At 66.2% G+C, this 12,497-nt stretch carries 13 protein-coding genes and 1 tRNA gene; 11 read left to right on the forward strand and 3 right to left on the reverse strand.

All coding sequences use genetic code 11. The features are described 5' to 3' along the window. The first annotated feature begins 99 nt into the window (after window positions 1-99). Entirely contained in the window at window positions 100-657 is a 558-nt protein-coding gene (locus ACU0AG_RS13545; RefSeq protein WP_482782807.1) for a DUF2141 domain-containing protein, read from the forward strand. Between the two features lie 4 nt (window positions 658-661). Here the strand turns inward: ACU0AG_RS13545 and ACU0AG_RS13550 are convergent, their stop codons facing one another. From ACU0AG_RS13550 to ACU0AG_RS13560, 3 genes are all read right to left on the reverse strand, one after another. Then, window positions 662-1,576 (reverse strand): hypothetical protein, encoded by a 915-nt coding sequence (locus ACU0AG_RS13550; protein ID WP_482782808.1) that lies wholly within the window; start codon window positions 1,574-1,576, stop codon window positions 662-664. Then, window positions 1,573-2,622, reverse strand: coding sequence for a diacylglycerol/lipid kinase family protein (locus tag ACU0AG_RS13555; protein ID WP_482782809.1), 1,050 nt, complete (start codon window positions 2,620-2,622; stop codon window positions 1,573-1,575). Before ACU0AG_RS13555 ends, ACU0AG_RS13550 begins: the two co-directional genes overlap by 4 nt. A gap of 179 nt (window positions 2,623-2,801) precedes the next feature. Further along, window positions 2,802-2,878 (reverse strand) — tRNA-Arg (locus ACU0AG_RS13560). Between the two features lie 157 nt (window positions 2,879-3,035). Here ACU0AG_RS13560 and ACU0AG_RS13565 point away from each other — a divergent pair. From ACU0AG_RS13565 to ACU0AG_RS13610, 10 genes are all read left to right on the forward strand, one after another. Continuing rightward, window positions 3,036-3,422 carry a hypothetical protein gene (locus tag ACU0AG_RS13565; RefSeq protein ID WP_482782810.1) on the forward strand — a complete coding sequence of 129 codons (387 nt, stop codon included), beginning with the start codon at window positions 3,036-3,038 and terminating at the stop codon, window positions 3,420-3,422. Between the two features lie 32 nt (window positions 3,423-3,454). Then, window positions 3,455-3,985 (forward strand): MmcB family DNA repair protein, encoded by a 531-nt coding sequence (locus ACU0AG_RS13570; RefSeq protein WP_482782811.1) that lies wholly within the window; start codon window positions 3,455-3,457, stop codon window positions 3,983-3,985. Window positions 3,986-4,030: 45 nt separating this feature from the next. Then, a complete protein-coding gene (locus ACU0AG_RS13575) occupies window positions 4,031-4,807 on the forward strand; it encodes a sterol desaturase family protein (protein ID WP_482782812.1) in 777 nt (258 codons plus the stop codon). Further along, the gene (locus ACU0AG_RS13580) at window positions 4,804-5,241 is read left to right on the forward strand and encodes a DUF2141 domain-containing protein (RefSeq protein ID WP_482782813.1); all 438 of its coding nucleotides are present in this window, start codon (window positions 4,804-4,806) and stop codon (window positions 5,239-5,241) included. The genes ACU0AG_RS13575 and ACU0AG_RS13580 overlap by 4 nt, the downstream gene beginning before the upstream one ends. 109 nt (window positions 5,242-5,350) lie before the next feature. Then, on the forward strand, window positions 5,351-7,123 hold the full coding sequence (locus ACU0AG_RS13585; RefSeq protein WP_482782814.1) for a PAS domain-containing protein: 1,773 nt from the start codon (window positions 5,351-5,353) through the stop codon (window positions 7,121-7,123). 55 nt (window positions 7,124-7,178) lie between these two features. Beyond that, window positions 7,179-8,546 (forward strand): M48 family metalloprotease, encoded by a 1,368-nt coding sequence (locus tag ACU0AG_RS13590; RefSeq protein WP_482782815.1) that lies wholly within the window; start codon window positions 7,179-7,181, stop codon window positions 8,544-8,546. A gap of 36 nt (window positions 8,547-8,582) precedes the next feature. Further along, window positions 8,583-9,299 carry a DsbA family protein gene (locus tag ACU0AG_RS13595; protein WP_482782816.1) on the forward strand — a complete coding sequence of 239 codons (717 nt, stop codon included), beginning with the start codon at window positions 8,583-8,585 and terminating at the stop codon, window positions 9,297-9,299. Next, window positions 9,299-10,300 carry a M48 family metalloprotease gene (locus ACU0AG_RS13600; RefSeq protein ID WP_482782843.1) on the forward strand — a complete coding sequence of 334 codons (1,002 nt, stop codon included), beginning with the start codon at window positions 9,299-9,301 and terminating at the stop codon, window positions 10,298-10,300. Before ACU0AG_RS13595 ends, ACU0AG_RS13600 begins: the two co-directional genes overlap by 1 nt. Before the next feature lie 74 nt (window positions 10,301-10,374). After that, the gene (locus ACU0AG_RS13605; RefSeq protein WP_482782817.1) at window positions 10,375-11,601 is read left to right on the forward strand and encodes a sensor histidine kinase; all 1,227 of its coding nucleotides are present in this window, start codon (window positions 10,375-10,377) and stop codon (window positions 11,599-11,601) included. Next, window positions 11,598-12,407, forward strand: a complete 810-nt coding sequence (locus ACU0AG_RS13610; RefSeq protein WP_482782818.1) for a LytR/AlgR family response regulator transcription factor — start codon at window positions 11,598-11,600, stop codon at window positions 12,405-12,407. Before ACU0AG_RS13605 ends, ACU0AG_RS13610 begins: the two co-directional genes overlap by 4 nt. The last annotated feature ends 90 nt before the right edge of the window (window positions 12,408-12,497 follow it).

The raw sequence follows: 12,497 nt of genomic DNA on the forward strand, positions 1-12,497 counted from the left end.
ATTCAGGCGGGCTTTGCGATAAGCAGCATCGAACCGACCGGCCCGACGCAACGCCAATTGCGACGCGACGCCCTCTCCCCTCCATTCCACGAGACGCCCATGACCTGCTTTCCCGCTCCCTTTCCCCCGCCTGACTGGCGGCGCACTGCCGGCAAGGCCATGCTGGTTGTGGCAGCCGCCGGACTTGCCTTTGGCGGTTCGCTCGCGGGCACAGCGCTCGCCGCGCAGAACTATACCTATGCCCGTTCCGGCCCCAACGACATGAGCCTGTGCGCCCCGGGCAAGGGCCCGGCTGTGCGGGTTGCGGTCAGCGGCATCAAGTCGTCGAGCGGCAATCTGTTCGTGCGCGCCTATCCTGCCAACAGCAGCGACTGGCTGAAATCGAAGCGTTACGTGATGCGGGTGGATGCCACCCCGCAGCCCGGTAATGTTGCGGTGTGCGTCCCGCTTCCTGCGACCGGCGATTATGCGATCGCGGTGCATCACGACGTGAATGGCAACCGCAAGTCCGATCTTTCGGACGGGGCGGGGATGTCGAACAATCCCGGGATCAAGAAGGTCCTCGGCCTCGTGCCGCGGCCGCCTTCGGTCGACAAGGTGCGTTTCAGTGCGGACAGCGGTGTGACGCGGATGTCGATTTCTATCCAGTATATGTGAAGCGTCAGGCACCGCCGCCCTGTGCGCGGCGGTGGCGGTAGAGATCCCAGAGCACCTGCGGCGCAGCCAGCAGCGGGAACCGTTCGCGGAAGGGCGTGAGTTTCACCGGCATCCCCGTGTGCCGCTCGATCTTCCATGCGGCATAGCGCGCCGCGCCTTCGAAGGTGGTGCTCGCCTTGACCAGCCGCAGCAGGTTGAGCGGCTTGCCCAGCCGGGCGCGGCGTTTCCACCATCCGAGGATGACGCCGCGCTGCCAGTGAGGCAGGTCGGGGGTCAGCCTGTCACCCTCCACGCTGACCGGGATGCCGCCCGCTTCCCACGCCAGCGGCAGCAGGCCGGCGAAATGATCGGCGTTGACGGCCAGAATGTCGTTCTCGCGCCCGCTTTTCTCGACCCGGAATTCGGCCCTGTAGGTGGCCTGAAACAGGGCGCGCCAGTATTCTTCTGCCGTGCCGCTGGCAGGGCCCAGTGCCGCAGCGAGGCGGGCCGCGGTGGTGGCAGCAGCGGCAATGGCGGCGATCACCTCGGTCCTTGCGGCATCATCCGCAGCCCAGATCAGCGCGCTCGGCTGCACGAAGCGCGCCCAGATGGTGGTGTCGGTGGTCTCGCCGCTGGCCGCGCGGGCGAAGGTCGCCAGCCGCATCGTCGCGACCTTGGCGCGCAGGGTCAGGCCATCATGCCCGCGTTCGTGATAGCTCACCGTCGGCCAGATCGCGGCTTCCCCGGTGCCGGGCAGCAGGATGTAGAAATCGAGCACCCCGTCCAATGATCCGGTGCGCAGGTTCGATCCGTAGAACAGCACCGCGCGCGCACCTGCCGCATCGGCCAGCGCCTTGGCAAATTCGGCCACGGCAGGTTGGGCGGGGACGGAAAGGCGCGTGCCGATCCGCTCTGCCAGCGCACCGGTGTGCGCGGTCATGGCGTGACGAATGCGAGCTCCGGCCCCTGCTCGATCCGGTAATCGCCCGGCGGGAAGGCCTCGCCATCAAGGATGAACTGGTCGTCGATCGACAGGCTGAACTGGCTCGCGGTCAGCTGATGGATCCCGCGTTCGCGCAGGCCGTTGCGCAGTTTGCCGAGCAGGATTGCGGGGATCAGCGCTGTGGTGCGGCGCGAAATCTGGTCGAGCGCGACGAGTTTCAGGCCGTGCCGCAGGGCGCCGAAGGGATTTATTCCCGCGGGCAGACGTTCCAGCGTGGACGCGAACAGCAGCTGCCGCATCGCCGGATCGCCATGTCCGCTGTGCGCCATCGGCGCATCCGCCGTGCCCAGCCCGATCTGCATGCGTGCGCCTTTGCGCCAGGGATTGGCGCGGCTGGCGAACAGCGACTGGAGCAGCGCCCATGCCGCGGTTACCGCCACCACCATGCTGTCGAATGCGCCAAGCTTGTGCGCGCTCTGCCCGGCCTGCGTCGCCTTGGTGAATGCCCCCGCGCCGAGGATAAAGCCGGCCACCTGCGAGACGCCCCGGTTCTGGGCGGCACTGTCGTTTGACGACACCACCATCGGGCGGCGCCAGGTGCGCCCGCCATGGTCGAGCGCATCGATCGCGTCCTGCAGGGTCCAGTCATCGGGAATGCCGAGATCGAAGGTCAGAGCGTTGGTCTTGCCCTTGGGGAGCACGGCGATTGCGGGCCATTCGTCCCCGAAGATCGCCTGTCCGCAGGTCAGCACATCGCGCACAGTGCCATCGCCGCCGTTGATCACCAGCAGATCGATGCCCTTGGCCGCGAAATCCGCGAGCGCCTCGGGCAGCTGGGCGCGGGCGCGGGGCTGGGCGATGTGGACATGCGGACACAGCCCGCAGTCGAAGTCGGCCCCGAGATTGCGGTGGCTGCGCGGATTGTAGATCACGCCGACGGTTGGCGCCTGACCGGCATCGCGCACGCGGCGCGATCCTGCGCGCGGCTTCGACGCAGGGTCGACCCGCGGAATCTGCGCGAATTCGTAGATCGGCGTTGCCATAATCGTCCTATACGGGCGGGGGGATTAACTTTCTACCGTCATCTTTACGCGGAAAAGTCATATTTCCGGACCCTGCACATCGGCACCCCTGCCGTCACGACAAGACCCGATGCGACGAAGCCCTGTCAGCAGGCGACGAACGCCCTGGATGGTGATGGCGGCGGCAGCACGAGGGGAAATGGCGCACCCGACAGGATTCGAACCTGTGACCTCTGCCTTCGGAGGGCAGCACTCTATCCAGCTGAGCTACGGGTGCATGGTGCCATGCGGTGCGCAGTATCATTGCGCTCCGGCGGGCGCTTAGCAAGTGTCTGGTGGCGGCGCCAGACAATTGTTCCGCCGGGCCGGGCCTCACCTTGCCGGCCGGGGCAGGCTTAACCAATCGGCAAGGAGCCGCGCATAGGCTCTCGCCAATGGCCACGCTTCCGCCCGAAATGATTCTGCCCGAGAGCCCCTCCGGTGCGCGCCCGCGGCGGTCGCATGATGCTCTGGCGCTTGCCTGGGATGCGCTCCACGGACAGGCGGCACAGCTCGCGCTGCTCGCCCGGATTGCGCCCGAGCCCGAGGCTACCGGCGAGGGGTTGATGGCTGCGCTTGCGAGGGCCGATGCGCGCCGTCATGCCCATGCCTTGCAGGCTGTCGAAGATATCTCGGCGATGCTTGCAAGCGGGCTGGAGGCACTTGCCACCCTGTCCCGCCGCGGGCAGGACACGGCCGCCCCGGCGCTGACGCTGTGGCGCGAATTCCATGCCGCCCGCAGTGCGGTGCTGGCGATGGCCGGAGCCGGCACCACGGCTTGACCGTGTTCGCATTATGTTCCAGATAATGCGCTATGACCGGCGCACTTCCCCCGTTTGATTCGGCCCTGTCTGATTCGGCCCTTTCTTATTCGCCTGCTCCCACGGCCCTTGCCGCAGGCGATGTCGCGCGCGGGATCGGGCGGCTGTTTGCGCGCAACGACATCTGGTGCCTGCCCGAAGTGCCAATCCGCAATGGCCGGCGCGCCGATCTGATGGGGATCGATGCCAAGGGGCTGGTGGTGATTGTCGAGATCAAGGTCGCCCGCGGCGATCTGCTGGGCGATGCCAAGTGGCCCGATTACCTCGATTTCTGCGACCGGTTCTACTGGGGCCTGCCGCCGGGGCTGGACCGTGCGCCGCTGGAGAGTGCGGCGTTCCGTCCCGAAACCTGCGGGGTGATTGTCGCGGATGGCTATGATGCCGAAATCCTGCGCCCCGCCGCGCTCGAACCGCTGGCGGCGGCGCGGCGCAAGGTGGAGGTCGAGCGGCTGGCGCGGATCGCGATGCGGCGGCACACCGCGCTGATCGATCCGCTGTGCGCGGCGCTGGATATGCAGGGCTGAGTTTGCCCTGTCGCAGGACCGGGATTTGCGGCATATCCTGCGGCCATGCTCCCCGCCGATACCCCCGTTCCGCTTGCGCTGCTGATCGTCAGCCTGGCTGTCACGCTGATCGTCGCCTTGCGCTATCTGCTGACCAGCGGGCTGTTCGCGCTGGTCACGGCGCGGATGCGGCCCGGACTTTATGAGGGGCGGGGCGCGCAGATCGGGCGCGAGGTGCGCTGGTCGCTGCTGTCGGCGGCAATCTACGGCGCGCCCGCCGGGATCGTGCTGTGGGGCTGGCGGCATCACGGTTGGACGCTGATCACGGCCGACTGGGCCGCGCTGCCGCTGTGGTATCATCCGCTGTCGTTGCTGATCTACCTGTTCGTGCAGGACACCTGTTTTTACTGGAGCCACCGCTGGATGCACCGGCCGAAATGGTTCCGGATCGCCCATGCGGTGCACCATGCCAGCCGTCCGCCGACCGCGTGGACCGCGATGAGCTTTCACCCCGTCGAGGCGGTGACCGGTGCGATCGTGATCCCGGTTCTGGTGTTTTTCGTGCCGATCCATCTGGCGATGCTGGGGCTGGTGCTGACCATCGCCACGGTGATGGGGGTCACCAATCACATGGGCTGGGAGATGTTTCCGCGCTGGCTTGTTCACTCGGCGTTGGGCAACTGGCTGATAACAGCCAGCCATCACGAACGGCACCACGAGGAATACCAATGCAATTTCGGGCTCTATTTCCGCGTGTGGGACAGGCTGTGCGGGACCGACAAGGGCCTGTCGCGCCGGATCGTGGCCGAGGCCGGGCACGCGGCAGAGGCGGCCGCTTCGTGAGGCTGGCGGCGCTGGCTCTGGCCGGTGCGGGCGGGTTTGCCGTAGCCGCCCCTGCAATGGCGGGCGATGTGGTGATCACCGTGACCGATCTCAGGAACAGCAAGGGCGTGGTGCGCGCCTGCATGACCACGCGTTCGGATATCTTTCCCAAATGCATCAAGGATACCGGCGCGCACCGCACGGTCGTGCCGGCGTCGGGCAAGGTCGAAATCCGCTTCACCGGCGTGAAGCCGGGCGATTATGCCATCGCGCTGCTGCATGACGAGAACGACAACGGCAAGGCCGATCGGGCGATGGGGATGATGCCCAAGGAAGGCTACGGATTTTCCCGCGATGCGCCGGTGAAGATGGCCCCGCCCAAGTTTGGCGATGCGGTGATGAAGCTGGGCGAGGGCACCACGCGCGTTACCATCAAGATGCGGTATTTCCTGTAACCGGGACGCTTTGCGCGCCCCTGGCAATTCCATCGCTCCTTTAACGTGATGTTTACCACGCCGCGCCACAACGGCTGCGTAAATGTTCACAAAGGGGCGGACGACAGCCATGGACACTCTGCGCGGCACCTTCGATCCGGATGATACGGCGGATCGGGGCTGGGACGCATCCGACGAGGACATTGCCGAGCCGGCAACCCGCCGCGATCTCCCGCCCGAAGCGATCGGGCAGGACGAGCGCCGGATGCAGGTGCGCGCCTACAACCACTGGGCGAGCCTGCTGGGCGAGCGGATGTTCCCCAATATCGAGGATCTCGAACCCGGCCAGCTGCATGATTTCGGGCCCAATTCGGTGCTGCTCGATTTCTCCTACGGGATCGAGGATCCGGTGGTGCGCTTCCTCGGCGAGAAGCTCGCGGACGAATGCAGCGATACCGGCCCGATTACCCGCCTTTCCGATGTGCCGCCGCGTTCGCTGCTGAGCCGCATCACCGATCATTACATGCAGATCCTCGCCAACCAGGCGCCGATCGGGTTCGAGGCCGAATTCGTCAATCACCGCGGCCAGGCGATCCTCTATCGCGGGATCCTGCTGCCCTATTCGAGCGACGACGAGACGATCGACTTCATCTATGGCGTGATCAACTGGAAGGAAATGGCCGACCAGATCACCGCCGACGAGCTGCTGCTCGAAATCGATCAGGCGCTGGAGCTGGGCGCAGACAGCGAAATCGAGGACGAACCCCGGCGCCGCGCCGCCGATCCGGTGACCGACTGGGCCGATTCTCCCGCGCACGAGGCCGGTGATACCCCGCTCGCGCCGGTCGTTGATCCGGTCGAGGATGCCTTCGCCAATGTCGCCCCGTTCGATGGCGGGCCGGACGAAGCCGATTCTTACGACGATCTGCCGCTGCCCGATTTCGGCCAGTATGCGCTCGACGATGATGACGAGGAATATGACGAGGACGAAGGCGAGGGCGACAGCCCCGGCTACAGCTTTGCCTCGCTCGCCGATTACATCGAAGCGCCGGTGAAGAAGGCGATCGACCTGTCGGACTATGTGCCGCTGCCCGAAAGCGCCTTCCCCGAAAGCCCCTACGCCGAAACCGATGCAGGCTTTGAAGCCGGTTTCGGTGACGAACCCGACGTGGCGCAGGATTATGCTCCGGTCGCGGTGCCGGTTGCGGCGGACTTCGCTGACGACAATTACGCCGAGGACAATTACGCCGGCGAAGATTATGCCAGCGAAGACGGGGCGTTCGACGATCTGCCCGAGGATGCCGGCCTTTATGATTGCCTCGCCTCGGCCCGCGAACTGGCGCGCAACGCCGACAGCACCGAGGACCGCAGCCGCAACGCGCTTTATGCCGCGGTCAGCCGCGCCTATGATTTCAGCCTCGCCGCGCAGGCCGCGCCCGACGATTATGCCGAACTGATCGCCGAAAGCGGGCTGACGGTGCAGGAACGCGCGCCGATGACCCCTGTGGTCAAGCTGGTGTTCGGGCATGATTACGACAAGACGCGGCTCACCGAATATGCCGCCGTGCTGACCCACGCCCACCGGCTGCGGCTGGAGCGCGGGAGCCTTGCCGGGTTCCTCGCCGCATACGAAGGCGGGGTGAAGGCGGTGGTCAAGGCCGAGCGCCGTCTGCGCCGCGAGGAACAGGGCAAGCCGGTTGAAGATCCCGCCGCCGTGCGCGAGGCGCTGGCGCAGCAGCTGCGTGCGCTGGATGCGATCATGCTGGAGGAACTCGACGGCGGCGATGCGGAATTCGCGCTGGTGCTGATCCGCCGTGACGAGATCGGCTGTGCGGAAATCCTCGCCGAAGTGCCCGAGGATGTCGCTCTGATCGAACGGGCGGCGAAACGCCTGTTCGGCTGACCGCCCGCACCTGCTTCAGTTTGCGTTCAGCCGCCAGTCCGGTAGGGTTGCGGCGATGCGTGGCCGCTTCCCTTTCCTTGCCAATCTGCTGGCGCTGCTGGCGACCGCCGCTTTCGTGGCGCAGCCGTTGGCCGCGCAATCGATCCTGCGCGATGCCGAAACCGAGCAATTGCTGCTCGATATGGCCGCCCCGCTGATCGAGGCGAGCGAGCTGGAGCCCGGCAATGTCGAGCTGGTGCTGATCAATGACGGATCGATCAACGCCTTCGTCGCGGGCGGGCAGGCGGTCTATGTCCACACCGGGCTGATCAACGAGGCGGAAACCGCCAACGAGGTGCAGGGCGTGCTCGCGCACGAGCTGGGCCACATCACCGCCGGGCACGTGATCCGCTTCAACGAACGCACCAAGGCGGCCAACGGCATCACCATCCTGTCGCTGCTGCTGGGCGTGGGTGCGGCGCTGGCGGGCGCGGGCGATGCCGCGATGGGCGCGATCATGGCCGGCCAGCAGGCCGCGCTCGGCAGCTTCCTGTCCTATAACCGCGATCAGGAGGCCGCCACCGATCTGGCCGGCGCGCGTTACCTGTCCGGCGCGGGGATCACCGGCAAGGGAATGCTCAAATTCTTCGAGCGCCTGCGCAATTTCGAGATCCGGCGCGGTTACAGCCAGGCCGATGATGCCGCCTATGGCCGCACCCACCCGCTTTCGGGTGACCGCATCCAGACCCTGCGCGGCCTGCTGGAACAGGACCCGGCGTGGGACGCGCCGCCCGATCCGGCCTTGCAGGAACGCTTCGTGCGGGCGCGGGCCAAGCTTTACGGCTATCTCGCCGAACCGCGCCGCACCTTTGCCTATTTCCCGGTGAGCGACACCAGCATCCCCGCGCGTTACGCCCGCGCCTATGCCTATCACAAGGAAGCGCGGGTCGACATGGCGCTGGCCGAGGCTGACGCGCTGCTCGCGGCGGAGCCTGAAAACCCCTATTTCCTCGAACTCAAGGGGCAGGTGCTGCTCGAATCCGGCCGCCCGAAGGAGGCGCTGGAGCCGCTGCGGCGGGCGACCGAACTGACCCGCTCGCATCCGCTGATCGCCGGAATGCTCGGCCACGCGCTGATCGCGACCGAGGATGACCGCAATTTTGCCGAGGCCGAAACCGTGCTGCGCGCCGCGGTGCAGCGCGACCGCTACAATCCCTTCGCGTGGTATCAGCTCGGCGTGGTCTATGCCGCGCGCGGCGATATTCCCCGCGCCCGGCTGGCGAGCGCCGAACAGCAGGTGATGAACCGGCTCTATCCGCAGGCGCTGGCCAATGCGCAGGCGGCCGAGGCCAGCCTGCCCTATGGTTCGCCCGACTGGATCCGCGCACAGGATGTTGCGCTGGAAGCCCGCGCCGAACTGGAACGGGTGCGCAACCGGCGCTAGGGTTGCAGGCGAACACCCATTGTTGACGGAAAACCCATGTCCTCCACACCGCCTCCTGTCGAAGCGCCTTCGACCCTGCGCCACACTCTGCTGACCGCGCTGCTGGCGCTGGTGTTCGGCTTTCTCGGCGCGGCGACGTGGTCCTATTCGGGGCTGGCGGACAACCGCACCCGCACCTTCCTGCTTTCCAACCCCGACATGCTGCCGCAGATGGTCGAGGCATACGAGATGCAGGAGGCCGAAAAGCGGCTGGCGGCGCTGGGGGACGATGTCTTCACGCCCTTTCCCGGCGCGGTGATCGGCAATCCGGCGGGCAGCAAGGTGCTGGTCGAATTCACCGATTACAATTGCCCCTATTGCGAGGCGAGCCTCAAGGATGTGAACCGGCTGGTGGCCGAAGACCCCGATCTGAAGGTCGTGATCCGCGAATGGCCGATCTTCGAAGGCAGCGATTCTGCCGCCCGCATGGCGCTGGCCGCCGGATTGCAGGGCAAGTATCGCGCTTTCCACGATGCGATGTTCGCCACCGGCGATGTCGCGGCGGCGGCGAAAGCGGCCGGGCTCGACATGGCGCGGGCCGAAACCGACGCGGCATCCGATGCGGTCTCGCAGGAAATCGCCCGCAATCTCGAACTGGCGCGTTCGCTGGGCTTTACCGGCACGCCGGCATGGATCGCCGGGCGCAAGCCGATTGGCGGGGCGGTGGGCTATGACCGGCTGAAGGAAGCGCTGGCGGGAGGCAACGACGGGTGATGCACCCGCTGGCAAGGATGCTTGGCGCGCTGCTGTGCGCTGTGCCGCTGCTGGCCCAGAGCGAACCTGCACCTATCGACTACGCCGCCGAACGCGCCGCGATCGGCCGGTTTCAGGATGCCGACCAGCGCTTGCAGGATGTGGGCTGGCAGCTGGCCCGCGGCAATGCCGGGATTTGCCCGCGCACCGTGCCTTCGGTCGGGCTGCAATTGCAGGACATGGCGAGTTATGGCGTCCCCGCGATTGCGCGGCGGGCGCTGGGGCTGACCGGCGATTTCGCGGTGCAGACCGCCGCCCGCGGATCGCCCGCGGCGCTGTCGGGCGCTTTCACCCGCAACCGCGAGATCACCGCGCTCGAACGCTTCGACCCCAATCTCTGGCCTGCGGGCAAGGCGATGGACTGGCAGCGGCTGGTCACCGCGCATGATCACATCGATGCGATGCTGGCCGAACATGGCGGCATCACCGTGGGCTTTGCCGATGGCAGCGCGGCGCGGCTGCAACCGGTGGAGGTCTGCGCCACGCGGTTCGAACTGATGGGGGCGGGCGACAAGGCGGTGGCCGATGGCAACCGCGTGGTGATCGGGATCGAATTTCCCGCCTTCGCCTATGACGAGCCGGTGTTCGCAGGCGTGGTCGCGCACGAGCTGGCGCACAACGTGCTGGGGCACGATGCATGGCTCGATGCCAACGGGCGCAGCCGCAAGCATGTGCGCCGCACCGAGCGCGAGGCTGACCGGCTGATGCCCTGGTTGCTCGCCAATGCGGGTTATGATCCCGCAGCGGCCCGAACCTTCATGACGCAGTGGGGATCGAAGCACGATGCCGGGCTGCTGATGGTGCGCAAGCATGACGGCTGGGACGAACGGGCCGAATTCATCGCCGCCGAACTGCCGTTGATCGCCAGCCTGATGGCGCGCGAGGGCCGCGCTGACTGGGCGGTGCATTTCCGCCGCGAGATCGATCCGGCGGGCGGGCTGGCAACGGCACGCAAGCGGTGATCCGTTCCGTGCCAGCGCCCGACACCGCAATTTGCGGTGCGGTTTGCGACGAAATGCGTTAGACGGGCCAATCTATGGCAGTGCTCCAGATCCAGGCAGCGCCGTTCTTCGCGAGCAAGAACCGGGCGTTCTGGAACCTCCAGCTGGCGGGCTGGGGCGCGGCTTTCCTGTTGCGCGCGGTATCCTCGCTGGCGAACAAGCAGCCGCTCGATCTGCTGGCGCTGATTCTGGTGACGACGATCACCGGCTTTTCGATCAGCCTGATCCTGTCGGTGATCTACCGCCAGCTGATCCGCCAGCAACCGCTGGTGACATGGGGGGTGACAGCGCTGGTGCTGTTCGTGGCGGTGGTGCTGCACGCCTCGATCGATGCCTGGGTGCAGGGCGTCTATTACGCTGCCAGCCGCGACACGACCTTCGCCCAGCGCGTGATCGGCCTGCTCTATCTGCCGCTCACCCTGCTCGGCGGGTGGAGCGCGCTCTATTACGCGATCAATTTCTTCCTGACGGTGGAACAGCAGGCTGACCGGCTGGAGCGGCTGGAGGCACAGGCCACCGCCGCGCAGCTCGCCATGCTGCGTTATCAGCTCAACCCGCATTTCCTGTTCAACACCCTGAATTCGATCAGCACGCTGGTGCTGCTCAAGCAGACCGAGCCGGCCAATGCGATGCTCACGCGCCTGTCGGGGTTCCTGCGCCACACGCTGATTGCCGAGCCGGGCAGCCAGGTCACGCTGGCGCAGGAGATCGAGACGCTGCAACTCTATCTCGACATCGAACGCATGCGCTTCGAGGAACGCCTGCGCACCCATTTCGAGATCGAGGACGCCGCGCTTCAGGCGCAATTGCCTGCGATGCTGCTGCAACCCCTGGTCGAAAACGCGATCAAGTATGCGGTCAGCCCGCAGGAGGAAGGGGCGCGCATCTCGCTTACGGCGCGGGTGATCGGCGGGCGGCTGCGGCTGACGGTCGAGGATACCGGGCCGGGGGTCGATGAACCGCTGCGGCTGGAGCAGCGCGATCCGGCCGAATTGCGCAAGCCGCCGGTGCCCGGCCGGCCGGTTTCGACCGGCGTCGGCCTTGCCAATATCCGCAACCGCCTTGCGCAAGCCTATGGCGACAACCATCTGTTCGAAACCCGATCGGAAGCCGGGGGCGGCTTTACGGTGCTGATCGAGATCCCGTTCACCCGGGCCGACATTGCCGAACCTGCCCCAGCATTGCTCCCCGCGGTCGCTGGCAAGGGTGGCGCTGCCGTCCCGCTTCCTGCCCCGCAAACCACAATCGGAACCCCTGCATGACCATCAGAACCATCCTTGTCGACGACGAGAAGCTCGCCATTCAGGGCCTGCAACTGCGGCTTGCCCCGTTCGAGGACGTCGAGATCATCGACACCTGCGCCAACGGGCGCGAGGCGATCCGCAAGATCAAGACCGAAAAGCCCGATCTGGTGTTCCTCGACATCCAGATGCCCGGCTTTGACGGCTTTTCCGTGGTCAAGGGGGTAATGGATATCGAACCCCCACTGTTCGTGTTCGTCACGGCTTACGAGGAACACGCGATCCGCGCCTTCGAGGCCAATGCCGTCAACTACCTGATGAAACCGGTCGACGAACAGAAGCTCGCCGACACCATCGAGCGCGTGCGCCAGCGCCTTGCCGAGAAGAAATCGGCCGAGGATGCCGGGCAGTTGCTCGATGTGCTCGCCGAAGTCGCGCCCGAACGCGCCGCCGATTTCGTCGAGACCACCACAGCAGCCGCCACCGAAAGCGCCGACCGCTTCGAAAAGCTGATCAACGTCAAGGACCGCGGCCAGATCTTCCGCGTCGAGGTCGATACGATCGAGCATATCGAGGCCGCGGGCGATTACATGATCATCTCCACCGGCGACAATTCGCTGGTGCTGCGCGAGACGATGAAGGATCTCGAACGCCGCCTCGACCCGCGCAAGTTCCAGCGCGTGCACCGCTCCACCATCGTCAACCTCGATCTGGTGCGGCAGGTAAAGCCCCACACCAATGGCGAATGCTTTCTGGTGCTGGAGAGCGGTTCGGAAGTGAAGGTGAGCCGCAGCTACCGGGATGTGGTGGCGCGCTTCGTGCATTGATATTCTTGTTGGCGAAGGCGCCTCCGCGCCTTCGTCCTCGCTAGTCGCGCAGCAAGCTGCGCCCGCTGCGGGCGGGCGGTCGCCCTTGCG

This window comes from Erythrobacter sp. RANMB8, from assembly GCF_056848235.1.

Bases quoted from the DNA above. Each gene is read 5' to 3' on its own strand.
- ACU0AG_RS13585 (WP_482782814.1), top strand. From the start codon at position 5,351: ATGGACACTCTGCGCGGCACCTTCGATCCGGATGATACGGCGGATCGG.
- ACU0AG_RS13555 (WP_482782809.1), bottom strand. From the start codon at position 2,622: ATGGCAACGCCGATCTACGAATTCGCGCAGATTCCGCGGGTCGACCCT.
- ACU0AG_RS13545 (WP_482782807.1), top strand. From the start codon at position 100: ATGACCTGCTTTCCCGCTCCCTTTCCCCCGCCTGACTGGCGGCGCACT.
- ACU0AG_RS13570 (WP_482782811.1), top strand. From the start codon at position 3,455: ATGACCGGCGCACTTCCCCCGTTTGATTCGGCCCTGTCTGATTCGGCC.
- ACU0AG_RS13590 (WP_482782815.1), top strand. From the start codon at position 7,179: ATGCGTGGCCGCTTCCCTTTCCTTGCCAATCTGCTGGCGCTGCTGGCG.
- ACU0AG_RS13565 (WP_482782810.1), top strand. From the start codon at position 3,036: ATGGCCACGCTTCCGCCCGAAATGATTCTGCCCGAGAGCCCCTCCGGT.
- ACU0AG_RS13610 (WP_482782818.1), top strand. From the start codon at position 11,598: ATGACCATCAGAACCATCCTTGTCGACGACGAGAAGCTCGCCATTCAG.
- ACU0AG_RS13550 (WP_482782808.1), bottom strand. From the start codon at position 1,576: ATGACCGCGCACACCGGTGCGCTGGCAGAGCGGATCGGCACGCGCCTT.
- ACU0AG_RS13575 (WP_482782812.1), top strand. From the start codon at position 4,031: ATGCTCCCCGCCGATACCCCCGTTCCGCTTGCGCTGCTGATCGTCAGC.
- ACU0AG_RS13600 (WP_482782843.1), top strand. From the start codon at position 9,299: ATGCACCCGCTGGCAAGGATGCTTGGCGCGCTGCTGTGCGCTGTGCCG.
- ACU0AG_RS13595 (WP_482782816.1), top strand. From the start codon at position 8,583: ATGTCCTCCACACCGCCTCCTGTCGAAGCGCCTTCGACCCTGCGCCAC.
- ACU0AG_RS13605 (WP_482782817.1), top strand. From the start codon at position 10,375: ATGGCAGTGCTCCAGATCCAGGCAGCGCCGTTCTTCGCGAGCAAGAAC.